Genomic DNA, 24,387 nt, shown 5'->3' with positions numbered 1-24,387 from the left:
GGTAACGGTTGGTTAACGGCCCCGTCATCCGACTTCTGCTGCACCGTGATTCAGGGATCTACTCGGCAATCACATATATGTCCAGCGTTCATGAATGTGAACGGAGTGGTTGTGGTGTCCCTCAGATCCCTGCGACGGGTCGGCGCGCTGGCCACCGCGGTGGCTGTGCTCAGCCTCCCGCTGACCGGCGTCGCGTCGGCCGCCCCCGCGACCGTCGACCCGGGCGGCGCCTGCTCGCTGCCCGTGCTGTCCCGGCTCTGCCCGCCCAAGACCGTCGTCCTCGACGGGGATCGCCTCGCGCTCACCAGGTTGGCCCTGCTGTTCGGGGACCGGACGACCAAGGCCTCGCTGGCCGACCTGCTCAAGCAGGCCGACGTCGCGGTCAAGGACGGTCCGTGGACCGTGGCCGACAAGGAGCGCGTGCCGCCGAGCGGCGACAAGCACGACTACCTGAGCCTCGCCCCGTACTGGTGGCCCAGCAAGCCGAAGACGCCGGACAATCCGATGGGCTGTCCCTACGTGCAGAAGGACGGCCTCCTCAACCCCGAGACGACGGCCGTGCCGGACAAGGCCGAGCGCCTCAAGGCGTTCAGCGCGATCTACCAGCTGTCGCTGGCGTGGTACTACACCGGCAAGCCCGAGTACGCCAAGCGCGCGGAGCTCGACCTGCGCACCTGGTTCCTCGACGCCGCAACGAAGATGAACCCGAACCTGAACTTCGCGCAGGGCATCCCGTGCAAAAACGACGGCCGCGGGATCGGCATCATCGAGTTCTCCTACACCTTCACCCAGGTGCTCGACGCCGCCGCCATTCTCGGCACCGGCGCCCCGGGCTGGTCCAAGGGCGACGAGAGCGGGTTCAAGGGCTGGTCGAGCGACTTCCTGACCTGGCTGCGCACCAGCCAGTACGGCAAGGACGAGGCCGCGGCGCAGAACAACCACGGCACCTTCATGGACATGCTGACCGCGTCGACCGCGCTCTACACCGGACAGACGGCCGTGGCCAAGAACATCGTGGAGCAGGCCAAGACCGTCCGTATCGACCATCAGATCGCCGCCGACGGCAGCCAGCCGGAGGAGGTGGCGCGCACCCGCACGTACCACTACTCGACGTTCAACCTGGTCGCGCTGACCCGGCTCGCCCAGCTCGGCCGGCACGTCGGCGTCGACCTCTGGGGCTACACCAACCCGCAGGGCGGCAGCATCTTCAAGGCCGTCGACTTCCTGTTGCCGGCGGCGACCGGTGGCGTTGCCAACTGGCACTACCCGGATCTCAACTTCACCCAGTACGCGGCCCTGGACAGCGTCCACGCCGCGGCCGACGCCGGTGATCGTCAGGCCAGGGCGGCACTGCCGAGTGTCCCGCGCCCGCCGAGCGGGGATCTGTACCCGGTGCGTCCGGCGGCCGAGCAGCTCGACGACATCTCCACCACGGGCTGACCCGTCAGCGGTGGCGCCGACCGGCGCCACCGCTGGAGCGGTTCAACGCCCGGTCCAGCAGTTCGGGGTCGTGCCCGTTGACCAGCAGCACGTCAGAATCGGGCGCCTGCCACAGTTCGGCGAGCCGGCGGTGGTTGGCGCGGACCTTGCGCCAGTCGTGGGCGACCATGCGCTCCAGCGCGGCGAGGCCGAGGGGTGTCCGGCCGCGCCCGGTGATCTGGTTGCGGTGGAAGAAGGCATCGCCGACGTGGAGCACCCAGTGATCGCCGGCATCCACCGCAACTGCGGCGTGGCCCCGGGAATGCCCGGGCAGGTTGATGAGCACGATACCTTCGGCCAGCTCCTCGGCCCCGGCGAAACCGCGCCACGCCTCGCCTGCCGAGGGCGTGTGCTCCACCAGCACCGGACCGTGATCACGGTGCGAGGCAAGGTATCGCCCGCGTTCCACGGCGCCGGCGGGGTGTTGGGCGGCGTGGCTCTCGGCGGCCGTGAGGTGCACCTGGGCCCAGGGGAAATCGGCCAGGCCGCCGGTGTGGTCGCCGTCGAAGTGCGTGAGCACGATGTGCCGGACATCGCGAGGGGCGAAGCCGAGGCGGCCGACTTGGTTGACGGCGGCCTCGGCCCGGTCGAAGGCGGGGCGGACGTAGAACCGGGTCGGACCGAAGCGGCCCGCCGGGTCGGCGGCGTCGCGCAGGCCGACGCCGGTGTCGACCAGCACGAGGCAGTCCGGGGTCTCGACCAGCAGGACGTGGCAGACGATCCCGCCGGGCGTGGCCAGCGGCCGCATGGTGCCGCAGTTGAGGTGATGGACCTTGAGCACGGTCACGCGCCGAGGTCGGGCGCGACGGTGCCGGTCAGGCGCGGGTCCGGCGCGCCACCGGACATGGCCAGCGCGCCGGCCACCACCTTCCCGAGCTTGAGCAGGTCGGCGGGATTCTTCTTGTCCAGCCCGGCGACGAGCTGCCGGAGGATGGTGAGCTGGTCGAAGTAGATGCGCTCGGTGACCAGGTTCTCGTCGGCGTCGAAGACGAAGTACGCGGTCATCCGGGTGCGGTGCCGCGAACCGGTGGGCGGGATCTTGCCGAGCGGGCCGTTATGCGTGCCGGTCAGCCAGAACTCGACGATCACGGCGTCGTGCGCGTGGCGCAGCGCGATGATCTCGTGGTCCTGGTCGGGGAAGGCGACGCGGGTGTCGTGGTAGTAGCCGCGGACCTCGGTGTCGCCGTCGTGCACGGTCATCTGGGCGATCAGCTCGTAGTGCGGGTGCGGGAACGTCGCGAGGGTGGCGTCCCAGTCCTGACGGACCTCGTCGTGGAAGTGGTCGAGCACCAGCCGCTCCCGTGCGCGCAGGACGTCCTCGGGCGGCAGGGCGAAGCGGGACATGGGCGAGCTCCCTTTTATCCACGGTGTGGGTATATGGCCGGCACTGTATACCCACAGCGTGGTTTTTCCCATGGCCGTCCGGCATCATGGGCGACATGACCACCAGCACCGGACGTCGGGGGCGGCCGCCGAGGGGCGAGAGCCAGCTCTCCCGCGACGCCATCGTCCGGGCGACCCTGCGGGTCATCGACGAGGGCGGCGTCGGCGCGGTCAGCATGCGCGCCGTCGGGCGGGTGCTCGGGGTGGACGCCAAGAGCCTCTACAACCACGTCGACGGCAAGGACGGCCTGCTCGACGCCGTCGCCGAGCACCTGCTCGGGGCCGTCGTGCCGCCGCCGCGCACCGGGGACCTGCGGACCGATCTGCGGGCCATCGCGTACGCCTTCCGTGAGCCCGCACTGGCACATCCGGAGGCCGCTTCCCTGGTCCTCACCCGCCAGCTCGACTCGCTCGCCGCGCTCACGCCGGTCGAGGCCGTGCTGGCCGTCCTGCGCGACGCCGGCTGTCCCGCCGAGGAATCCGTGCGCCTCCTCCGCGTGCTCGTCGCAACCCTCGTCGGCGCCCTGCTGCGGGAGGTCAACGCCGGGCCCGCCTTCGGCACCACCGACACTGACGGCATCGCCCACCGCCGCGCCGTCCTGGAGCGCAGCGGCCTGCCCGCGATCGCCGCCGCCGCCGCTCACCTCGCCCGCTTCGACAGCGCCGTCGAGTACGAGTTCGCCGTCGACCTGGCCCTCGACGCACTGGTGGCTCGCCTCGACCGCACGTGACGAGCGGCCCGCCGCTGGCTGATCTACCACTAGGGAAAACACCGAATTGATGTGTCTTGTTCGCTGCGTGCTTGCCATGGCAATGCGGATGTGAGCGCCGGGAACCGGGCAGCGATTTCGGTGCGAATGGTCGGGCCGCTTGACGTAAACGCGAATACCGGCTGAGTATGGATCTCGTGAGCGGTGCTGTGGACCTGTTGCCAATGACGGTTGCCGAACTCGACGATCTATTTCACGACCTGGTGCTGCGGGTGGAACCGCGCGTCTTCGTCGAGGCCGGCGCCTATGAGGCGGCCGCGTCGCTGCGGGTCGCGCGGGCGCTGCCCGAGTGCAGGGTCGTGGCGTTCGAGGCAAATCCCTACGTTTACGCACGATTTTCACGCATTACCGACTTTGCGGCCGGTCGGGTCGAATACCGGCACCAGGCATTGGCCGCGGAGCCGGGCGAGATCTCGTTCTTCGTGGTCGCGGAGAGTTCCAGTTGGTGCGACGATCGGGTCGAGGGTTACAACTCGCTGCTCACCCGCGCCGGCGGCGACTGGCTCGGTGACGTCGAGTACGAGGAAGTGTCCGTGGCGGCCACCACCTTGGACCACGAGTTCGCGGACACGGCCGGTCCGTTCGCCATGTGGATGGACGTGGAAGGCGCCGCCAGGACCGTGCTGTCCGGCTGTGCCGCATTTCTGTCCGAGTGCGACGTGCTCAAGATCGAAGTAGAGGAAAGCGCTTTCTGGCGCGACCAGTGGCTGGTCGGCGACGTGGTGGCCGAGCTGGCCGGGCACGGCCTGACGCCGCTGGCCCGCGACGCGGAGACGCCACAGCAGTACAACGTGCTCTTCGGCAGCCGGCGACTGCTCGCGTGCCACGACAACCCTCTGAGGTAGGAGTCATGGAAACGGTGCGGCGGACGGACTTCTTTCAGCGCCTGCTCGACATGGAGTCGCGCATCGACTCGCGCGACCTTGGCTGGTACACGGCCAACCTCGACACCGAGGCAATGGACTACTGGGCCGTGCGGCAGCCCGGCCGCCTGGTGCGGTCGGTCGAGACCGGGGCGCCGCTGCCGAGGCGGTGCACGATCGCGGAGTTCCTGGCCGCCACGGGCGTGCTCGACCTCTTCCAGGACCGCGAGACGATCGGCCTGGCCGCGGTGCAGGCCGCCGTCATCAACCCGTGGGGCTTCGTCGGCTTCCAGTTCGGCGAGCCGCTGCTGATCGACCTCCAGTACTACCGCCCGGCGATGGAGGACGCCGTCGTCGACGGCCAGCAGGTCGGCGTGCCCTCCTTCTACGCCAGCACGCTGCCCGACAGCACCTGGCGGGACGGCAAGACCAGCGTGCTCTACCAGGACGAGGCCACCGGCCGCTGGCGGATCGGGACCGACGTCAACCGCTGGCAGGGCACCTTCACCGGCCGCGACGGCGTGCACTCGTTCGACGACCTGCGGACCTACGACTGCCAGCTCGCAATCCTGCGCCGGTCGCTGCGCCACACCGTCACCATCCTCGACCGGCACTTCGCCACGACCGGCTGCGACATCTGGACGGCCGGGCCGGACGTCCCGTCGCCGGCCAGCCTGCTCGGGGCCGCGCACCTCGCAGGCCCGTTCGGGGTCGTCGCCTATCTGGAGCATGGCCGGCCCCACCACGACGAGGCCGGCACCTCGATGACCACCTACCTGGAGGCCTTCGCCGACGTCACCGTCACGCCCCACGACCTCGGCGTGCAGTGAGCCGTGAGCATCGACGTCGGCTTCGTTCTCCTTGCCCTGATCACCTGTTACGCGTCCGTGCAGGGCTTCGTCCTGCTGGTGATGGCGTCCAGACCCGATCCGGCGGCCACCAGACCGGTCACCGGACCGCCCCGGCGGATCTCCGTGCTGGTGCCGTGTTTCAACGAGCGCAAGGTGCTGCGTCAGACCGTGGAGTCGATCCTGGCGTCGCGGCACGTCGACATCGCCAGGGTCATCTGCGTCGACGACGGCTCCACCGACGGCACCATCGAGGTCATGCGCGAACTGTGCCGCCGGCACGGTGACGTGATCGCGGTGCTGGGCCAGGAGAACCGGGGCAAGGCCGCCGCGCTCAACCACGGGCTGACCGCGGTGGACACCGAGTTCTTCGTCGCCATCGACGCCGACACGCAGGTGCTGCCGGACACGATCGCCAGCCTGCTCGCCGGCTTCGACTCCGGCCGGGTCGGCGCGGTCTCCGGGCACATGCTGGTCGGAAACCGCTTTCCCGCCAGCCGGACCGTCTTCGACGCGCAGGTGCGGGAGTACGAGTTCGCCAACAACGTCGAGCGCCGCGCGTTCTCGCTGATCCGGCGGATCACCGTCGTGCCGGGCGCCGTCGGAGCCTTCCGCAGCCGGGCGGTCGCCCGGCTCGGCGGTTACCCGGAAGGCACGCTGGCCGAGGATGCGCACCTGACGATGTTGTTGCTGATGAACGGTTTCGAGGTGGTGCACCGCCCGTCGGCGATCGTGCTGACCGAGGCGCCGGACACACTGGGCAGTCTGTGCAAACAGCGACTGCGCTGGGCGACCGGCAAGACGCAGGTGATGCTGAAGACCGCCGGACCGGCGCTGCGGCGGCGCGACTCGATGGCGCTGATGTGGTGCTACATGCTGTGGAACCACTCGATCCTGCCGCTGTTCTCGGTGCTGGGCACCGTTTTCCTGCCGGTGCTGGCCGTCCTGATCCTGGTCCGGGAAGGGCTCGCGCCCGTGCTGCTGGTGGCGATCGCGGTGCTGCTGTTGAACTACGTCTACCTTCGGGTGACGCGAAGATTCGCGCATTCGCTCGATGCCGAGGGCCGGGCGGCCGCCGGGCTGCCGGACACGCGGTCGGGGCCGCTGTCCACCATGGTCGTTCCGATGGTGAGCTCGCTGGTGACCTGGGTCGCCTGGTACCGAGTGCTCACGGGCCGCGGCACGGCCTGGAACAAGCTCGACCGCAGCGGTGACGTGCGGGTGCCGATGTTGGAAGAGGGGCGGCTGTGAAACGGATTGCCTTCAGCTTCGACGACGTGCCGCACTACGCGGGCGCCTTCTTCTCGCCCGACCGGCGCACCGAGACGTTGATCGAGAACCTGGCCCGGGCGGGCATCGACCAGGCGGCGTTCTTCGTGGTGGTCGGCGGCCTCCGGGAGCCACGCGGCGTCGGCGGCGAGGAGCGGATCAAGGCCTACACCGCGGCCGGGCATGTCATCGGCAGCCACAGCTACAGCCACCCGGCGCTGTCGGAGACCTCGGTCGAGGACTACCTCGCGGACCTCGACCGGGCCGCGGCCTGGTTCACCGACCGCGAAGGCCGGCGGCCCTGGTTCCGCTACCCGTACATCGACGAGGGCGACGCCGACCCGGCGAAGCGGTCGGCCGTGAGCGCGGCGCTGGCCGACCAGGGATGGACCAACGCCTACATCACCGTGCCGACGCTGGACTGGCTGCTGGAGTCCCTCGCGAAACCCGACATGAGCCTGGACGCCCTGCGTGACCTCTACGTGGAGTCGCTGCTCGGGCCGGCGGAGTTCTACGACGAGCTGGCGGTCAGGGCGCTGGGCCGGTCGCCGGCTCACGTGTTCCTGTTGCACGAGAACGATGTGAACGCGTTGTTCATCGCCGACGCGGCCGCGGCGTTGCGGGCCGCCGGCTGGCAGATCGTGTCGATGGACGAGGCGTACCGGGACCCGATCGCCGCGCTGGAACCGGTCGAGTGGCGCGGATCCGGCCGGCTGGCGGGCCTCGCGCTCGATCGCCAGCACGGCATCGAGTGTGGCCTGCTCGACCACGATGCCCTGCGCCGGCGCGTCCGGGCGCTCGGAAAGGAGTCGGCATGAGGTCGTTTGACCTGTGTGTCGGACTCGGCCAGCACTGCGAGTCCACCTACCAGATCCGGCGGATCCTCGGTCAGGACGGCGCGCACTTCTTCGACTGGCTGGAGATCGATCTGGTCTACGTCCGGGACGCCATCGCCACCGACTTCGGCGAGGTGCTCCGGTCCGGCCGGATGGCGCTGACCAGCGACGGCGACGGCGCGCTGGACCTGCACGCGGGCATGGAGTTCTACCACGAGTTCCACGCCGAGGAGGGCCGGCCGCTCACGGTCGCCGACATCGAGGCCCAACTTCCCGAGGCGCAGGAGAAGTTCGCCTTCCTGGCCGAGCGTTGGCGCGAGATGACAGCGTCCTCGGCCCGTGTGCTGTACGTGCGGCAGGACGCCAACGGCGTGGAGAAGGTCGCCGACATCGTCGAGCTCCGCGACCTCGTCGCGGCCCGGTATCCCGCCCACGACTTCGCGATTCTGTGGCTGGGCCGCACGCCGCCGGCCGATCTCGACCAGCTGCCGCCGGGGGTCGCCTTCCGCGAGGTCCCTCTGCTGCCCGGCCGCTGGCAGGGCGACGACGAGGCCTGGGACGCGCTGTTCGCCGACCTGCCGCTGGAGCAGCTATGGACGTGACGGCCGTCGTCGTCGACGACCTGACCATGACCTACCGCGTGCCCGTCCGGGAGGCCGGGCTGGCTGCGGCGTTCAAATCGTTGCTGCATAGACGTTTTCGTGACGTGCACGCCGTGCGCGGTGTGTCGTTCGAGGTCGCGGCCGGCGAGGTGGTCGGCTTCATCGGACCGAACGGCGCCGGCAAGACCACCACCATGAAGATGATGTCCGGCCTGCTGCACCCCACCGGCGGCGACGTCAAGGTGCTGGGCCACACGCCGTGGCGGCGGCAGACGCCGTTCCTCAAGCAGATCGCGCTGGTCCGCGGCAGCCAGCCCACCGGCGGCCAGCAGGAGCTGACCCTGCTGGATTCCCTGCTGTACCAGAAGGTGCTCTACGAGATCCCCGGGGCCGAGTACCTGCGCACCCTCGACGAGCTGGTGGTCATGCTCGAACTGGAACCGTTGCTGGATCGGCAGTTGCGGGCGCTGAGCCTGGGCGAGAAGATGCGCGCCGGGCTCGCCCTGTCGCTGCTCTACCGGCCACGGGTGCTGTTCCTCGACGAGCCCACGCTGGGTCTCGACGTCTCCGCGGCGGCGGCGATCCGGCGGTTCCTCGCCGCCTACGCCGCCGAGACCGGCGCGGCGATCCTGCTCACCAGCCACTACATGGCCGACGTGGAATCGTTGTGCCGCAGGCTGATCCTCATCGACCACGGCAGCGTGCGCTACGACGGTCCGCGGGAGCAGCTGGCGGTCCGGCTGGCGCCGTGCAAGATCATCCGGATCACCGCCCCGTCGGCCACCATGTGGGATTTCCTCGACGTGGCCGAGGTTGTCGCCGCCCACGACGACATCTGGGAGCTGCGCGTGCCGCGTGACCAGGTCGCCGAGGTGACGTCGACCCTGCTGCGCGCGATCGACGTCGTCGACCTGTCCGTGGAGGAGCCGGCGCTGGAGGCAGTGATCGATCTCGCCTACCGGGAGGGGGTATGACCACCCGGCTGGCTCGACTGCTCGGACTCCGGGTCCGCAACCAGTTCCTGGACTGGGCCAGCTCGTGGACGTTCGCCGCGACGCTCGCCGTCAACTACGCCATCGGGCCGCTGATCGGCCTCGTCGTGTGGACCTCGGTGCTGCCCGGCGACCGGAACACGCTGAACTACTTCGTCGCGCTGGTCGGCGTGTACCTGGTGACGGCCTCGTTCGAGGACTACACCTTCTCCGAGGCGGTGTACGACGGCCGCGTCAGCCACGACCTGCTCAAGCCGCAGCCGGTGATCATCGGCCCGGCCGGAGAGAACATCGCGATCCGGCTCTGGCTCGGGCTTTTCGGCCTGCCGCTGACCATCGTGGTGGCGATCGTCGCCGGCGCGAGCTACCGGCCGTCCGCGCTGCTGCTGGCCGTGCCGGCGCTGCTCGGCGCCGCGATCGTGCGGTTCCTGTGGACATGGCTGCTGGCGCTGACGGCGTTCTGGACCGAGCGGGTCCACGCGATCGTCGCCTTCTCCCACATCCTGGCCTACCTGCTCGGCGGCACTGCGGCCCCGATCGCCGACCTGCCGGAGCCGTGGCGCTCGATCGCCCTGGCGCTGCCGTTCTACGCCATGCTCGGCCTGCCGGCGGACATCGCCACCGGCGCCCCGGTCGGCGCCGGCTACCTGCTGCTACTCGGCTGGGGCAGCCTGTTCGCCGGGCTCGCCGCCGTCGTCTGGCGGCGCGGCATCCGCCGCTACTCGGTCGTCGGGGCGTGAGCCGTGAGACTCCTGCGCCTGCTCGGCATCGGCTTCTCCCTGTCGCTGCGGCAGACCGTGGCGTTCCGGGTGAACCTGCTGTTCGACACCGGGCTGGCCGTGGTCGCCCTGCTGTCGACCATCGCGACCACGCTGGTGATCTTCTCCCGCACCGACAGCCTCGCCGGCTGGAGCGAATCCGACGTCATCGTCCTGATCGGCACCTTCGAGCTGCTCAGCGGCATCAAGGCGACCTTCGTGGACCCCAACCTCGCCGCGTTCCCCACCCGCGGCATCCGTGACGGCGGGCTCGACCACCACCTGCTGCGACCGGCGCCGAGCATGTTCCTGGTCAGCCTGAGCACCGCCACGCCGCTCGCCGGCGTGCAGATCCCGTTGGGGCTGGTCGTCGTCGGACTCAGCGCCCGCCCACCCGGTCTCGGCGCCGTTGCGCTCTGGCTGGCGCTCGTGACCGCCGCGACCGTGACGATGTGGGCCGTGGGCATGATCTTCGCCAGCATCGCCTTCTGGGCCCCTCGCCTCGATCTCCACAGCCTGTTCAGCAACACCTGGCAGTTGGCCCGCTATCCGGCCGACATATACGCCCGCCCGGTCCGGCTCCTGTTCACCTACGTCCTCCCGGTCGCGCTCATCGCCACCGTGCCGGCGCGGGCACTGGCCGGCACACTCGACGTGACCGCCGTCGTGGCCGCCCTGGGGACCAGCGTCGTCGCGGTGATGGTGGCGACAGTCGTGTGGCGGCAGGGTTTGAAGCGATACACCGGCGCGACGAGCTAGAGACTGTCAGCCAAACATCCGCGGCGAAACCCTTCCGCTGTGCGAAAGGACGTGGTTCGTGGTCGACGGCGGTGCGAGCCGCGCTCGTCCGGAATGGCTCCGTGCATCGAGTCTATTGTGGACAGTGGCCTTCATGGAGGACACGTGTCCGGTGGCGATCTACGAACGCGACACGCTGGTCCCCGCCGTGCCGGTCTGTGCCGTCCAGAGTCATCGCTGCGGCCCGCACCGTGCGGGCGCCGACCGCCAGGCGGCTCGGTTGGCGCTAAGGTCGGAGGTCAGACCGGCCGTGAGGAGACGACGATGGACGAACACCAGCAGGAGCGTGACGTGGTGGACGGCGAGGTCGTCGACGACACCTCGACCACCGCGCTCGTGGTCCCCGCGCCGTCGTTGCCCGATCCGGACTACGACGAGAGCGGCGTGCCCGGCTTCGACTTCGTCCGGGACAAGATCGAGAGCCGGTACACGACGTCGCTGGGCTCGGCCGAGCTGGCCGGGCTGGGCACGGAGAACACGGCGGAAGCCCTGGACAAGAAGATCGCCGACCGTGAGCAGGCGGGCAAGGACCGGCTGGCCGAGATCCGCCGCTCGATGCTCGGTGAGTAGCCGGCTCGGCGAGGACCGGCGCAAGTCCCCGTCGAAGTCGACGCCGGGGCCTGTCCGGGAAGGCCCCTGATCCTCACCTCGGGATCGTTCCTGCGAGGGAATCAGGCGCGGATCAGGGGAAACCCTGATGGCAGCGTGCTCGGCCCGCGGGCACGCTGGAGGTGCAAGGGGACATCCGCAGTTCGAGGAGAGTCATGAGCGAATCCAAGCCCGAGTACACCCGTACCGCCGTCGACTCGGTGGTCGACGCCGTTCGCGGGCTGGTCAGCGAGGGCATCAACCGTCGCGTGGTGGTGCGGGACAGCAAGGACGACGTGGTGTTGGAGGTGCCGATGGCTCTCGGGCTGGTGGCGGCTCTGGTTGCTCCGGTGGCCACCACGGTCGGTGCCGGTGTCGCGTTGGCCGGCAAGTGCGGCATCAAGTTCGAGGACCGCCGGAAGTCCGGCAGTCAGCCCGCGACGACGGTCGACGCCGAGCAGGTGTAGTAGCAGGCGGGGTTTGTCCAGCCACCGGCGCAGGGGGCCCGGCTGGACCTCCGAGCGGCTTTTCCGGCCGCTCCCGCGGTCGACCTCGGGAGTGGCCGGCGAAAGTCGGCCCCGTACGGTGCCAGCCCGTGGATGAGCATGGCTGAGAATCGGGTTGGCAACGTCAAGGTGAGACTGGGAAGCCGATTCCACCGACTCTTCGGCGCCACGCTCGTGTCGGCCATCGGCACCGGCATGCACGCCGCCGCATTGCCCCTGCTGGTCCTGCAGAGCACCAGCAGTCCGATGGCGTTGAGCGTCGTCGTCATGGCCGCCGAGATCCCCTGGGCGCTGCTGTCGCTGCACGCCGGTGTGGTGGTGGACCGGCTGGACCGCCGGCGGGTGATGGTGTGGGCCGACCTGGGCCGGTTCGTCGTCATGGTCGCTGTCGCGGTGCTGGTCCTGACCGCGCGGGTAGACCTGGTGTGGCTGGTGCTCGCGGCGTTCCTGCTGGGCATCGGCCAGGTCTTCTTCGACCTCGCCGCCCAGTCGGCCATTCCCGACTTCGTGTCGCGGGATCCGCGGGGTCTGGCCACGGCGAACGGGCGGATCGCCGCAGCGGAGAGCAACGGTGAGGACTTCGCGGGGCCTCCGCTCGGCTCCGCGCTGTTCGGCCTGTGGAACTTCCTGCCGTTCGCCGGCAACGCTCTCTCGTTCGCCGCCAGCGGCCTGTTGATCTTCTCGATCCGGACGGACGCCGCGCCGAAGGAGACGCCCGACGCTGCGCGCAAGAGCGTGCGGAGCGACATCGTCGAGGGCATTCGGTGGTTGTTCGGCAACCGGACCCTGCGGGCGCTGGCCACGGTTTCCTGCCTCGGCAACGTGGCCGTCACCGCTCAGTTCGCGATGCTCGCGCTGTTGGCCAAGGAGGACCTGGGACTTCCGGATTTCGGTTTCGGTCTGTTGCTGACGGCCACCACGGTCGGCGCGACGGTCGGGGGACTGGCCGCCGCGGCAGTCAGCAAGCGGTTCGGCCCCGGCACGGTGATGCTCACGGGCAAGGCCGGCGTGGGCGCGGCCATTCTGGTTCTCGGACTTGTCGCCAATGTGTGGATTGCGGCCGCGATGATGATGGCGACCGGTGCGCTGATGACCGCGGAGAAAGTCGTGGTGAGCACCCTGCGTCAGCAGATCGTGCCTGGTGACCTGCTGGGGAGGGTGCTCTCGTCGAGCAGACTGGTGGTAATGGCCGGGGGACCGGTCGGCGCGGGACTCGGCGGCATTCTCGCCAGCTTGTTCGCCGTCCAGGTCTCGTATGTCGCCGCTGGTGTTTTTCTCATTCTGGTCACGCTGGTCTTCTATCCCGTGCTGAACAATCGTGCTCTGGCCAGTGTTACGGACGAGTAGGCCGGATAACGAGCGATCGGTGGAGCTTGCCGAGCTGGCCTGCGTTCAGTGGTCGGCGGACTGCGCGGCGGCGGCGAGGGGTTCGAGCGCCGCGATCAGCTCGTCGAGGTCATCTGCGCTGAACACGTCGTAGGCCGGTGCCGCCAGCTCGTCGGTGAGGGCCTCGATCCGCTCCTTGATCTCCCGGCCGGCGGTGGTGAAGCCGCCGGCGGCGTTCACCAGGCCGCGGGCACGTAGGCCGTCGATGACGGCGGCCAGCTGGGCTGCGGGCAGGTGGTGGATCCGGCCGAACTCCTCCGCCCGCATGCCGAGGGACAGGGCGAGCAGGACGTGGCCCTCAGTGCCGCCGACGCCGTTGGCCAGCAGGACGGCGTTGTGGCCGTCTCCGCGGTGCTCCCGCAGCAGCGTCGTCGCGTGCCAGAGCCTGGCCACCGGCTCCTCGGGCACGTCGAGGGCCCGGAGCCCGGCGTACAGCGCCCGGCCGTCGGTCGGCGCGCTGACCGCGGCTCGGACGGCGAGGTCGGCGGCCCGCGCCAGACCGGGGGAGTCGGCGAGCGCCCCGAGCCTTTGCCGCAGCGCGGCGGTGCTGCCCCGCTCGCGCACGGCGATCGCCTCCTGCGGGGTGATCTTCCCCCAGACCCACGGGATGTGGCGCGCGACCTCGCCGTCGGCGAAGTTGTAGAAGACCGCGTGCACCACCTCGGCCGGCGCCAGACCCAGCGGAGCGGCCCGGCCGGCGAAATAGCCGTCCCAGAAGTTGCGTATGCCCACGGCCAGGAACGGCTCGTTCGCAACCTCGGAGTAGGTGACGGTGGCGATCGGCTCGATGAGCTCGAACATGCGGTGGACCTTGGTCAGAGGGTGCGACATCGGTCTCTCCGATGGGTCGTGACGGCGCCCCGGTGGGTGCTGTCTCACCTGTGCGACGAACGAGACGGCCCGGATTCGACAACTCCGGCCGGTTCTTTCTGGGCAGCGTCGGGTGGGCCTTGTGACGCCACGTGCGTCAGCACGGCGATGACCGCGTCATTCGGGTGCCATGGCAGTTCGTCGGGCGCGTTGGCGTACGTCGGGGTCGGCGTGTTCGCGCAGCTCCAGCACGAGATCACGCCACGGCGCCGGCCAGCCCGCGTACTGGCCGGCCTGGCTGGAGATGCCGGCGGCCAGCAGCGCACCCGCGGCCGTCGTCGAAAGGTCGCGGGCGGTGGACAGCAACGACGGACGTCCCGGATCGTGCGCGGCCAGCCAGCTCTCCACCCGGTCGGTGACGCACCACGCCAGCACCGGCCGATCCGCGAACGTGGCGATCCGTCGCAACGCCGGCAGCAGGTCGCCCCGCTTGGGCAGCGCGGCCACGGCCAGCGTGAGCCCGTCGGTACGGTGGTCCGTAGTGGAGACCAGCACCTCGGACAGCGCTTCCGCCGCACCGCGCAGGGCTTCACCGGACATGTCGACGCGTGCGGCGAGGCCCTTCACCAGATAGCTCACCCGCTGCTGAGCCGGCAGGTCCCGATCAGGATCCATGACGTCGTCCGCGCCGGCCAACGCCGCGACCGCGGCCCGTAGAGGCGCGGGGTCGCCGGTGACCGCGCAGGCGGTGATCAGCCCGTCGACCGCTGACCGCCAGGTGGCGGTGTTGTCCAGGTCGTGGATCACGGTCGCCAGCGATGCCGCGCCGCCGTGGTCCCAGGCAGCCCACGCCGGCCACGCGGCCAACCCCGCCCGGGCCGTGTCGGGATCGGGGTGACGCGCCACCGTGCGGACCAGGACGCCGTACCGGGCCCGGTGGCGCTCGGCGACCGTGAACGGTCCGGCATCGGCCAGGGCGGTGGCAACAGCGGGCGTGGCCGTCGTGGCCTCGGCCAGCACCGTCCACATGCGATCGTCGTCCAGCACCCACCGCGCCGCCGACACGATGCTGCGCCGGACATCGCGGTGCAGCTCCGGGTCGGCCCACAACGCCGTCAACTGGTCCACCGCGCCGGGCGTGCGATGCTCGGCGATCAGCCGCACGGCCTCCTTGCGGGAGGTCACCTTTCGGCCGGCGAGCACCGGCCGCAGGGCAGCCAGCAGCACGTCCGGTGCGACGGCGCGGGCGCAGCGAGTCGCCGCGTGCACCGCGACCCGGGCACGATCGGTGTCGGCGTAGCCGAGCAACTCGCCCAGCACCTGGTCGGGACGATCGGTCCAGGCCAACGCGGCCAGGGCGGTTTCGACGACGGCCACCTCGTCGTCGGAGAGGAACGGCCGCACGGCGTCGGCTCCCGCCCCGGGCAGGCGGCCCAGCCGCCGCACGGCGGCTGTTCGTTCCCAGACAGTCTTCTCCGGTGCGGTCGCCAGGTCGGTCAACAGTTCCGCATAGCGGGCGACCTGACGGGGCAGCCAGTGCCGCAGCGAGTCGTCGAAGATCGGCACGAGCCGGACGCCCGGATTGACGAACCGGCCGTGCACCGGACCCGCCAGCACGCGATCCACCAGATCGGTGCGTCGGCGGCTGATCGCCTCCGCGACCGAGCCGACGGTGATCGTCGACGGGTCGCGGCCGAACACGATCTCGACTCGTTCGGATCGGGTGGCCGGTGGCGCCAACCACAGGTCGATCGCGCGCCGGACCGTGCCGTCGTCCGCGGCGGTGACGGCCGTGCCGAGGTAGTTCTGCAGGTCCGGCATGGCCCAGGCGCGTCGCCGCAGGCCCGCGGCCAGTGACAGGGCGAGTTCGTGGCGGTCCACTCGCGCGTCGGCGGCGATGCGTGGCCGCAGCACCTGGAACACGGCGTGTTCCGCACCGTGCGGCAGGTTGCGGTCCAGGGCGTGCAGGTTGAGCGTGCGGTTGTGGCCGCCGGCCAGGTCCATGATCCGCAGGCCGCAGTCGAGCACGGGGGATGCGGTCGTCGTCGCGCCGTGTCGGATCAGGCTCATGGCCACGGCTTCCACGGCCTGCCGCGTGATCCAGGACGCGTCCCTGGCCTCAAGGGCGTCGGTGGCGATCTTCTCCAGCTGCGACAGGTCGGACTGTGCGAGTAGCCCGGCGGGGATCGCGGCAATCGCCTGCAGCGCGGCGCGGCGGACCGGATCCTGCTCGTTGGACAGTCGGGTCAACGACGCCAACGCCTGCCCGAGCGTGCTCGGGTCACGGGTGGCCCTCGCCGCGCCGATCAGCAGCACGTAGGCGTGCTCGCGCTCCGCGGCGACCGAGCGGGCAGTCCGCGCGCGCAGCACCGGTTCGGCTTCCGCCCAGGGGAGCCTGGCGGTGACCTCCAGCAGGGTCCGGGGGTCGTCGGCCACGATCCGAGTGGTCAGCAGCAGGCGGGCGTGGGCATGCCGTGCCGGCCACGGCAGGAGATCCAACACCGAGGTGGGCAGTCCGGCCGCGACCATGTCCCGGCCATCCAGTGCGCCGTCCAACACCGCGGTCCGCCGGGACGGCGGGAATCGGCGCAGCAGCGTGGTCAGGCGACCATGGTCGCCGATCGTGGCACGCACCAGTGCGGCCAAGGACGTGTCCGACACCTGCCGCAACGCCTCGCACAGGCTTCGGCTGGGGTGAAACCGGATCCGCCGATCGGGGTCGGCGAGGATCGAGGCCACCCGCTCCGGGTCGGCCTTGGCCAGCATGACCAGCCAGCGACCGGCCCCGGTCGGCAACCCGGTCACCGGGCCCAGCCGCTCCACCAGGTCGAGGATCTGTCCGACGTCGTGCCGGGCAAGATCGCCGACCGCCGGGCTGTACCGCGCCCACACGGTGGCGCGTTCGGCCTCGCCCGCGTCGGTCAGCCGGCGCCGCAGGTGATCAAGCAGCACGGTCGGATGACGGCGGGCGAGCAGGTCCACGTTCGGTACCGCGAAGTCCAACTCGGGCAGCAGCGTCGTGACGGTGTCCGCGTCGCATGCCGGCAGCATGGCGGCCGCCTCGTGGTCGCCGAACCGCTTGCGCACCGAAGGCAGCAGGCTGCTCGCCCAGTCGAGGTTCTCGCTGCCGCGCATGGCCCGGTAGAGGGAGCGCCGCCAGGCGAGCGGCGCGGTCGGCAGCACGGCCGCGATCACGTCGAGGTGCAGGCCCTGCCGCACGCAGTGGTTCACGGTGGCCTCCGCCACCGCGATGTCGGGCGAGGTCAGGCAGCGCTGCAGACAGGTCTGGTCACCCGCGACGACCGCCATCGTCACGGCCCACATGCGGGCGATGCCGGGCTGCGCCTCCAGCTCGGCCAACAGGGCGGTCAGCGTCGGCGACCCGGCCAGCGAGCGTGCCGTGTCGGCGAGGACTCGCTGGCGTGCCGGATAGGCCAGTGAGTCGAGTCGAGCCGACAACTCCTCCAGATCCATGGGCGCAGATTGTTCCCCATCAATGCCCACGCACAACGGCATTTCCCCCGGCTCACCCGTGGTACGACGAGATGGCCGCCGTGATGCCGTGGGCGACGTCACCAGCGTGCCGAAGTCAGGATTCCTCGCTCACACCTGACGTGGCCACCGGCCGACCCGTCGCGCGCGTGCGCGACGGGTCGTGTGCCCTCAGTGCGTCAACCACCGCGTTGTGAACTGGTTGCCGCCGGACAGCGACGTCGTCGACGTCTTGGGGCCGCTGCCGTTGATGTCGATCTCCGTTTTACCGTTGGTGGAGTTGCCCAGCGGCGCCCCGTTGACGGAGGCCGACGAGAACGTGACGGAGCTGAAGTTGGCCAGTGGCAGCGGACCGGTGCCGACCGTCGGCGGTTCCACGACAACTTCGGCCGAGCTGAGCGGCACGCCGGAGATCGTGTTGGTGAACGAGCGGGACCAGCTCTGTGTGCTGTCGGTCAACGTCATGGTGAAGTCGCTGCCGTTGGCGGTGATCGACGAACTCATCCGGTCGCCCGGCCGGACGGTGTTGGGAATGCCGACCCCGGCGGCCGGAAACCATTCGTACCAAGCGGAATAGGCGGGCGGACCGGAGTAGCAGTCCACGGCGGTGCCGATCTGCTCGAGGTCCGAGGTTCCGTAGCCGTCCAGGCCGATCCAGAACGTCGCCGAGGAACGCTCGCCGGCCGCGCAGCTGACGGTCGGCTCGGTCCAGGCGGCGCTGACGGCGGTGTAGTGGCCGGAGTAGGCGATGTAGCCGGCGTAGAGCCCGTTGCTGATCGCCGGCGCGGCCTGGGCGACGCCAGCGGTGAGCACAACGGTGGCGAGCGCGGCGGCGATCGGCAGGGTTGATCGCATGGCCTTACCCTTCTGCTCGGGTGGCGGCCCGTCGATTGTCGTTAGGGGACAACGGAAGCGTGCGGTGCTCGGCCTTCGCCGTCAACGTTGTCGGGCGGTCCTGTCCGATCTTGTCAGCGGAACCGTTACAGCGCTTGACACCGCCATTGGTCCAGTCCACCGTACGGGTCGTTTGTGGACCGATCCGATGGAGGAAGACCATGCGGCATCCCGCCGTGCCCGTGTTGTCCACCGCCCTGCTCCTGCTCGTCGCCTTCTCCGGCACCGCTTCCGCACAGCCCTCGTCGTCGACGGACGCGTTCAACAGCCTCACCGCGGAGAGCCATCCGGACTGGATGGCCGGCCTGCCGGCGCAGACCGGCCTCGGCACGCTGTCCATTCCCGGCACGCACGACACGCTCGCCATCCACGGCGGGCTGTTCCCGTCCTACTACGAGGCCCAGGAGGATCACGGCGACGGCGCCGCGACTCTCGACGCGCAGCTGAACGCCGGCATCCGCGCGATCGACATCCGGGTGCGGGTGGTGAACAACAACACCGCGTTCGCCGTCCACCACACCGACGTCTACCAGAACGCCAACTTCGACGACGTGCTCACGCACGCCCAGACCTTCCTGTCCGCGCATCCCGGGGAGTCCGTGCTGATGGACCTGCACGGCGAATGCGACGGCGACTCCACGGAGGGCGGCAGCGGCAGCGGCTCGATCGGGCACTGCGCCGACGATCCGTCCACCATCACCCAGGCGGACCGGGTCCGGATCTTCGACGGCTACGTGTCCCGTTACCCCGGCCTGTTCTACGCGCCGTCGGTGAGCGGAAACGGAACCGCCGACATGCCGACGCTGGGCCAGGCGCGCGGGCACATCGTGCTGACCACGTTCACCGGCCCGCGCGGCCAGGTCTACGGCGGCTACGGCCTGACCCAGCTGACGACCGGCGACTGGGGCCAGTACGTGGAGAACGACTGGACGCAGTGCGACCTCAACAGCAAGTGGGCCGAGGCGCAGTCGAACATGGCCAAGGCGAACACCTCCGGCGCGATGTACACCACGTACCTGTCGGCGAACTGCTCGCCGTTCGGCGCGAACCCCGCCGACATGGCCGCCGGCATGAATCCGAAGGCCGTCGACTACCTGGACGGCGGCGCCACCAGCCATGTCGGCGTGGTGATGACGGACTTTCCCGGCCACGCCCTGGTCGCCGCGCTGATCCGGCAGCAGACCGGATTGCTGGCCGGGCCGGTGCCATCCGGGGTCGCCGGCAAGTGCATGGACGACTACAACTCGTCGGCCACCGCCGGTGCGACCGTGGATCTGTGGAGCTGCAACGGATCCGCGGCGCAGCACTGGACCGTGATGCCGGATCGCACGCTGCGGCTGAACGGCCTGTGCCTGGACGTCACGGGCGGCAACACAGCGAACGGCACGCACGTGGAGCTGTGGACGTGCAGCGGCGGCGTCAACCAGCAGTGGTCCTCCGGCGCGAACGGCTCGCTGGTGAGCGTGCAGTCCGGCAGGTGTCTCGACGACCCCGGCGCATCGGCCACCGACGGCACGCAGCTGATCATCTGGGACTGCAACGCCGGCGCCAACCAGCGCTGGACCCTGCTTTAGTCCACTGTGGATAGTGACGAATCGGGCATTGGTGTGGCCGTCAGGAGAAACCCAGGGCGGACCACCGAGCCCGGTGGTCCGCGCCCGGCGGGCGTTCACAGTTGACAGCACTTGACGGCGGCCGGTGGTCTAGTCCACTTTCAGGGTGGTACCCACCGCCGCCGTTGGAGGGAACACATGCCTTCCCTGTCACGCACCCGCCTCGGCATCGCGGCGGCCCTCGCCACCGCCATGACCGCCCTCCTCACCGCCGCCCTGACGATCGCCCCGTCCGCCACCGCGGCGACCAACCTCGTGGCCGATCCCGGCTTCGAGTCCGGCCTCACCGGCTGGACTTGCGGCGCCGGCACCGCGTCCGTGGTGTCCTCGCCGGTGCACGCCGGCGCGAAGGCGTTGGCGGGCGCGCCGTCCAGCGCCGCCACCGCCCAGTGCACGCAGACCATCAGCGTCGCGCCGAACAGCGCGTACACGCTGACCGCGTTCGTCCAGTGCTCGTACGTCTACCTCGGCGCGACCGGGACCGGTGTCAGCGCGAGCACCTGGACCCAGTCCGCGCCGTCGTACCAGCAGCTCAGCACGACCTTCACCACCGGCGCGTCGACCACGAGCGTCACCGTGTTCGTGCACGGCTGGTACGGCCAGGCCACCTACTACGCCGACGACGTCACCCTTGCCGGACCGTCCGGCAGCACTCCTCCGCCGACCAGCACCACCACGACGACAACCACCACGGTCACTCCGCCGCCGAACACCGGCTGGAGCCATCCGGCGTACCTGATGCCGTTGGACAACAACCCGCCGTCGATCAGCGCCATCGTGGCCGGCTCCGGGGAGAAAGAGTTCAACCTCGCGTTCGTGCTCGACTCCGGCGGCTGCACGCCGGCATGGGACGGCAGCAGCACCCAGCTCGTGGCCAACGACACCGCGGTGGCGACGCAGATCAACGCGATCCGCGCGGCCGGTGGCGACGCCGCCGTGTCCTTCGGCGGCTACAACGGGACCGAGCTCGGCAGCACCTGCGGCAGCGCGACCGCGCTGGCCGGCGCCTACCAGCAGGTGATCACCAAGTACCAGCTCAAGCACGTCGACTTCGACTACGAGAACGGCGCGCTGGACGCCAACACCGCGGTCCGCTTCGGCGCCATCGCGATCCTGGAGCGCAACAACCCGAATCTTGTTGTCTCCCTGACGATTCCGATGACCACCGTCGGCTTCCCGGGCAGCGGCACGGACGAGATCCGGCAAGCGGTCGCCGCCGGCGCGCGGCTGGACATCGTCAACATCATGGACTTCGACACCGGACTGACCAGCGGCGCCGAGGTGGCGCAGACGGAGAACATCGCCACCACGGCGGCGTCCCAACTGGCGTCGATCTACGGCTGGAGCGCGGCGACGGCGTGGGCGCACCTGGGTCTCCAGCTGATGAACGGGCACAGCGACCAGCCCAGCGAGCTGTTCACCCAGGACACGTTCACCCAGTTGCTGTCCTTCGCCAGGGCGAACCATCCCGCCTGGTTCTCGTACTGGTCGGTCAACCGGGACTTCCAGTGCCCCGCCGGCGTTCCGGAGAACTGGGCGCCGGGCACCTGCAGCAACATCACGCAGAACGCCTACGACTTCACCAAGATCATCACACAGTACTGAACCCCTGCGAGGTATCGCGATGAGATCCTTACGCCCCAAGGCAGCCCTGCCGGCCGCCGGGCTGCTGCTCACCCTCGGCCTGATCGGCTATGCCGGCGCGACCAGCCAGAGCCAGGCGGTCGCGGCCCCCGCGGCGACCGGCTACGGCGTCGCGCCGTACGTCGACATGACCAACAACCAGGAACCCATGCTGAACGCCGCGATCAGCGGTGCCGGGCTCAAGGCGTTCACCGCGGCGTTCGTGATCGGCGCCGGCTGCACCCCTATCTGGGGCGACACGCTGCCGGTGACCAACGACCCGACCGTGAACGGCGAGATCGCCTCCGCGCAGTCGGCCGGGGCGCAGGCGATCGTGTCCTTCGGCGGCGCGGGCGGCGTCGAGCTGGCCCAGTCCTGCACCGACACCAACCAGGTCACTTCGGCCTACCAGTCGGTGATCAACACGTTGCATGTCAACCACATCGACTTCGACGTGGAGGGCGCGGCGATCGCCGACACCGCCTCGCTCAACCGCCGGTTCGCCGCGATCAAGAGTCTGGAGAGCGCCAACCCCGGCCTGGTGGTGTCGGTGACGATTCCGGTGCTGCCCACCGGTCCCGACAACTACGGGCAGTCGTTCCTGCAAGCCGCCAAGGCCGACGGCGCGCGGCTCGACCTGATCAACGTGATGACCATGGACTACTACGGCAGCTGGGACGGCAACCCGCAGATGGGTTCCTACGCCACCCAGGCCGCCACCGCGACGCTGAACTTCGCCCGCACCCTGTGGTCGTCCGACACCTACGGCAACATCGGCATCACCCCGATGATCGGCCAGAACGACGACGCGGCCGAGATCTTCACCGAGAACGACGCGCACACCGTGGTGAACTTCGCCAATGCCAACGGGATCGGCCGGCTGGCGTTCTGGTCCGTCGACCGCGACCAGCCGTGCGGCGGCGGGGTGAGCGGCCTGCCGTCGTGCACCAACATCAGTCAGTCCACACTGGACTTCAGTAAGATCTTCGACGCCTACAACGGCGGCAACGGCGGGGGCGGCACGCCGCCGCCCACCACGACCACCACGACGACGCCGCCCGGCGGTGGCGGCTGCGCCGGCCTGGCCGCGTGGAGCACCAGCACCTCGTACGTGCCGGGCAACGTCGTCTCGTACAACAGCCACAAGTGGACCGCGACCTACTGGTCCACCGGCGTGACGCCGGGCTCGGCGATCGCGTGGAACATCTGGCAGGACAACGGCGCCTGCTGAGCACTCAGCAGAGCAGGCTGCGGCCCTCGGTCGGGTCGTCGACGACCTTCAGCGCGGGACCGTCCACGCCGTCGACGATGACGAACAGCTTCTTGCTGTCGGTGGAGAAGACCAGGCCGCGGGCGGCGGTGGTGTTGTTGGAGAGGCCGTCGGCCCGTACGGGCGTGGTGCCGCCGACCTTGAACACCAGAACCTTGTGGTCGGCGGAGTAGATGCCGACCGCGAGGTACTGGCCGTCGGTGGAGCTCGCGACGGCGTTCGGGAAGTGGCCGGTGGAGTACGCGCCGCGCGAGGCGAGGTCGGTGGTGGCGAAGCCGGCGACGGAGGTCTGGGAACCGGCGGCGGCATAGAGAACGGAGCCATCGGGGGTGACGGCGACGTCGGCGAGGTTGCTGCCGGCGACGGCGCCGGAAGCGCGCGCAGGGCCTGGCCGGCGCGCGCCTGGAGGCGATCGCGGCTCGCGTCGGCATCACTCACCCGCCGTGGTGTCGCTGGCCACTTGCCGGCGCGCTCCTCAGGTGCCGTCCGGACGCGCCGGCTGAGCCGTGCTGACCGAACGCCGGGGGCCAGGAACGTCACGCTGTTCAGGTCGAGCACCACCGGCTCCGGCTGCGTCGGGATAGTTCCGGGGTTGGCTGGGCACACTGTCACGGTGAGGTTCGCCGAGCGGAGATGGGGGAACGGGTGGACGATCCCGGTAGCTTGCCGACCGATCCCGTGGAAACGGCCCTGCACCTGCGTGCGGTGCCGGCAGTCGCCGAGCAGGCCGGGGCGGTCCGAGCGGCGGTGCTGCGCTGGGCACGGGCGGTGTGTCGGTCGCGGGAGATCGTCGACGACATCGGACTGGCGGTGTACGAGGCGATGGCCAATGTCATCGACCACGCGTATCCCGCCGGCGCCACACACCGGGTGTTCGACCTGCACGCCGACAGCGAGGCGGACATCCTGACCGTCGTCGTCGCCGATCACGGTCGGTGGAAGGCCCGAGAGCCGGACTCGGTCCCGTCGTGGCGGGGGCGCGGGTTGCTGATGATCGAGAAGCTGGCCGCCGAGGTCGAGTTGTGTCGCAACGCCTCGGGCACACTGGTGCGAATGCGCTGGCCGTGCCCGCAGTCAACGGCCTGAGCGACTCGGGATGACCTGCCGGCCCTGGCACGGCTGTGTCCGGCCAGGTCATCCACACGGTCCACTCGCTCCGCTCGTGCCGGCGCCCGGCCGGTCAGATCTGGTCGCGGAGCTCGGTGTTGAGGCGTTGGGCTTCGTTGAGTTGGTCCTCGAGGGTCACGATGCGGCAAGCGGCGTCCAGGGCGGTGCCCTGGTCGACCAGTTCCCGCACGCGGGCGGCGATACGCAGCTGGTACCGGGAGTAGCGGCGGTGGCCGCCGTCGGACCGCTGCGGGTTGATCAGTTTCGCTTCGTCCAGACTGCGCAGGAACCCGGCCGTGGTGCCGAGCATCGCCGCGGCGCGGCCCATGGTGTAGGCCGGGTAGTGCTCGTCGTCGAACATGTCCCCGGAATTGCGGGGTTCTGGAACCATCAACACCTCCACATCACGAGGGGCCCCCGCGCCTGTCGCGCCGGGGGCCCCGGGGGTTGGGTTTTACCCCCATGAAACCACCGGGAGATCGGGTCTCTGGTTACGCGGG

Annotated in this window: 24 protein-coding genes and 1 pseudogene; 17 read left to right on the top strand and 8 right to left on the bottom strand. The window is 70.0% G+C overall.

Annotation, left to right across the window (positions count from 1 at the left end; genetic code table 11):
- Positions 1-114: 114 nt before the first annotated feature.
- Entirely contained in the window at positions 115-1,440 is a 1,326-nt protein-coding gene (locus tag AB0M73_RS41435) for an alginate lyase family protein (RefSeq protein ID WP_363903629.1), read from the top strand.
- Between the two features lie 4 nt (positions 1,441-1,444).
- Here the strand turns inward: AB0M73_RS41435 and AB0M73_RS41430 are convergent, their stop codons facing one another.
- Both AB0M73_RS41430 and AB0M73_RS41425 read right to left on the bottom strand, forming a co-directional pair.
- Positions 1,445-2,266 (bottom strand): MBL fold metallo-hydrolase, encoded by an 822-nt coding sequence (locus AB0M73_RS41430; protein WP_363903626.1) that lies wholly within the window; start codon positions 2,264-2,266, stop codon positions 1,445-1,447.
- The gene (locus tag AB0M73_RS41425) at positions 2,263-2,823 is read right to left on the bottom strand and encodes an ester cyclase (RefSeq protein ID WP_363903623.1); all 561 of its coding nucleotides are present in this window, start codon (positions 2,821-2,823) and stop codon (positions 2,263-2,265) included. The genes AB0M73_RS41430 and AB0M73_RS41425 overlap by 4 nt, the downstream gene beginning before the upstream one ends.
- A gap of 95 nt (positions 2,824-2,918) precedes the next feature.
- On the opposite strand from AB0M73_RS41425, the gene AB0M73_RS41420 reads away from it, so the two are divergent.
- From AB0M73_RS41420 to AB0M73_RS41365, 12 genes are all read left to right on the top strand, one after another.
- Positions 2,919-3,593 (top strand): TetR/AcrR family transcriptional regulator C-terminal domain-containing protein, encoded by a 675-nt coding sequence (locus AB0M73_RS41420; RefSeq protein ID WP_363903620.1) that lies wholly within the window; start codon positions 2,919-2,921, stop codon positions 3,591-3,593.
- A gap of 167 nt (positions 3,594-3,760) precedes the next feature.
- Positions 3,761-4,477, top strand: coding sequence for an FkbM family methyltransferase (locus AB0M73_RS41415; protein ID WP_363903617.1), 717 nt, complete (start codon positions 3,761-3,763; stop codon positions 4,475-4,477).
- 5 nt (positions 4,478-4,482) lie between these two features.
- Complete coding sequence (locus AB0M73_RS41410) at positions 4,483-5,325, top strand: hypothetical protein (protein WP_363903614.1); 843 nt, start codon at positions 4,483-4,485, stop codon at positions 5,323-5,325.
- Positions 5,326-5,328: 3 nt separating this feature from the next.
- On the top strand, positions 5,329-6,594 hold the full coding sequence (locus AB0M73_RS41405; RefSeq protein WP_363903611.1) for a glycosyltransferase family 2 protein: 1,266 nt from the start codon (positions 5,329-5,331) through the stop codon (positions 6,592-6,594).
- Positions 6,591-7,430 (top strand): polysaccharide deacetylase family protein, encoded by an 840-nt coding sequence (locus tag AB0M73_RS41400; protein ID WP_363903608.1) that lies wholly within the window; start codon positions 6,591-6,593, stop codon positions 7,428-7,430. Before AB0M73_RS41405 ends, AB0M73_RS41400 begins: the two co-directional genes overlap by 4 nt.
- Entirely contained in the window at positions 7,427-8,050 is a 624-nt protein-coding gene (locus AB0M73_RS41395) for a DUF1796 family putative cysteine peptidase (protein WP_363903605.1), read from the top strand. The genes AB0M73_RS41400 and AB0M73_RS41395 overlap by 4 nt, the downstream gene beginning before the upstream one ends.
- Positions 8,041-9,024, top strand: coding sequence for an ATP-binding cassette domain-containing protein (locus AB0M73_RS41390; protein WP_363903603.1), 984 nt, complete (start codon positions 8,041-8,043; stop codon positions 9,022-9,024). The genes AB0M73_RS41395 and AB0M73_RS41390 overlap by 10 nt, the downstream gene beginning before the upstream one ends.
- Positions 9,021-9,782: an ABC-2 family transporter protein gene (locus AB0M73_RS41385; protein WP_363903600.1), complete on the top strand. Its 762-nt coding sequence runs from the start codon at positions 9,021-9,023 to the stop codon at positions 9,780-9,782. The genes AB0M73_RS41390 and AB0M73_RS41385 overlap by 4 nt, the downstream gene beginning before the upstream one ends.
- A gap of 3 nt (positions 9,783-9,785) precedes the next feature.
- Complete coding sequence (locus tag AB0M73_RS41380; RefSeq protein ID WP_363903597.1) at positions 9,786-10,559, top strand: ABC-2 family transporter protein; 774 nt, start codon at positions 9,786-9,788, stop codon at positions 10,557-10,559.
- A 303-nt stretch (positions 10,560-10,862) separates the two neighbouring features.
- On the top strand, positions 10,863-11,168 hold the full coding sequence (locus tag AB0M73_RS41375; protein WP_363903594.1) for a hypothetical protein: 306 nt from the start codon (positions 10,863-10,865) through the stop codon (positions 11,166-11,168).
- 194 nt (positions 11,169-11,362) lie between these two features.
- Positions 11,363-11,653: a DUF4342 domain-containing protein gene (locus AB0M73_RS41370; protein ID WP_363903591.1), complete on the top strand. Its 291-nt coding sequence runs from the start codon at positions 11,363-11,365 to the stop codon at positions 11,651-11,653.
- A gap of 168 nt (positions 11,654-11,821) precedes the next feature.
- Positions 11,822-13,039: an MFS transporter gene (locus AB0M73_RS41365; protein ID WP_363903588.1), complete on the top strand. Its 1,218-nt coding sequence runs from the start codon at positions 11,822-11,824 to the stop codon at positions 13,037-13,039.
- Positions 13,040-13,084: 45 nt separating this feature from the next.
- On the opposite strand, the gene AB0M73_RS41360 is transcribed toward AB0M73_RS41365, so the two are convergent.
- The 3 genes from AB0M73_RS41360 to AB0M73_RS41350 all read right to left on the bottom strand — a co-directional run bounded on the left by AB0M73_RS41360 (position 13,085) and on the right by AB0M73_RS41350 (position 18,235).
- Positions 13,085-13,909 carry a MarR family transcriptional regulator gene (locus AB0M73_RS41360; protein ID WP_363903585.1) on the bottom strand — a complete coding sequence of 275 codons (825 nt, stop codon included), beginning with the start codon at positions 13,907-13,909 and terminating at the stop codon, positions 13,085-13,087.
- A gap of 156 nt (positions 13,910-14,065) precedes the next feature.
- Complete coding sequence (locus AB0M73_RS41355) at positions 14,066-17,362, bottom strand: hypothetical protein (protein ID WP_363903582.1); 3,297 nt, start codon at positions 17,360-17,362, stop codon at positions 14,066-14,068.
- A 189-nt stretch (positions 17,363-17,551) separates the two neighbouring features.
- Entirely contained in the window at positions 17,552-18,235 is a 684-nt protein-coding gene (locus AB0M73_RS41350) for a G1 family glutamic endopeptidase (protein ID WP_363903579.1), read from the bottom strand.
- Between the two features lie 200 nt (positions 18,236-18,435).
- Here AB0M73_RS41350 and AB0M73_RS41345 point away from each other — a divergent pair, with 200 nt between their 5' ends.
- The 3 genes from AB0M73_RS41345 (at position 18,436) to AB0M73_RS41335 (ending at position 22,741) form a co-directional block, all read left to right on the top strand.
- On the top strand, positions 18,436-19,848 hold the full coding sequence (locus AB0M73_RS41345) for a ricin-type beta-trefoil lectin domain protein (protein ID WP_363903576.1): 1,413 nt from the start codon (positions 18,436-18,438) through the stop codon (positions 19,846-19,848).
- A 177-nt stretch (positions 19,849-20,025) separates the two neighbouring features.
- Positions 20,026-21,492, top strand: a complete 1,467-nt coding sequence (locus AB0M73_RS41340; protein WP_363903573.1) for a carbohydrate binding domain-containing protein — start codon at positions 20,026-20,028, stop codon at positions 21,490-21,492.
- A 19-nt stretch (positions 21,493-21,511) separates the two neighbouring features.
- Positions 21,512-22,741, top strand: coding sequence for a chitinase (locus AB0M73_RS41335; RefSeq protein ID WP_363903570.1), 1,230 nt, complete (start codon positions 21,512-21,514; stop codon positions 22,739-22,741).
- Between the two features lie 4 nt (positions 22,742-22,745).
- Here the strand turns inward: AB0M73_RS41335 and AB0M73_RS41330 are convergent, their stop codons facing one another.
- A complete protein-coding gene (locus tag AB0M73_RS41330) occupies positions 22,746-22,928 on the bottom strand; it encodes a hypothetical protein (protein WP_363903567.1) in 183 nt (60 codons plus the stop codon).
- A 39-nt stretch (positions 22,929-22,967) separates the two neighbouring features.
- Positions 22,968-23,081 (bottom strand): annotated as a pseudogene (locus tag AB0M73_RS41325) (hypothetical protein); the annotation flags it as partial.
- 344 nt (positions 23,082-23,425) lie between these two features.
- Between AB0M73_RS41325 and AB0M73_RS41320 the strand changes: the two are divergent.
- Positions 23,426-23,866, top strand: coding sequence for an ATP-binding protein (locus tag AB0M73_RS41320; RefSeq protein WP_363903564.1), 441 nt, complete (start codon positions 23,426-23,428; stop codon positions 23,864-23,866).
- A 94-nt stretch (positions 23,867-23,960) separates the two neighbouring features.
- Here the strand turns inward: AB0M73_RS41320 and AB0M73_RS41315 are convergent, their stop codons facing one another.
- Positions 23,961-24,278, bottom strand: a complete 318-nt coding sequence (locus AB0M73_RS41315) for a MerR family transcriptional regulator (protein ID WP_043733181.1) — start codon at positions 24,276-24,278, stop codon at positions 23,961-23,963.
- Between the last annotated feature and the right edge of the window lie 109 nt (positions 24,279-24,387).

The organism is Kutzneria sp. NPDC051319 (assembly GCF_040682195.1).
Taxonomy (GTDB): domain Bacteria; phylum Actinomycetota; class Actinomycetes; order Mycobacteriales; family Pseudonocardiaceae; genus Kutzneria.
The sequence above is the reverse complement of the archived record's forward strand: the minus strand, read 5'-3'. Positions and strand labels throughout refer to the sequence as shown.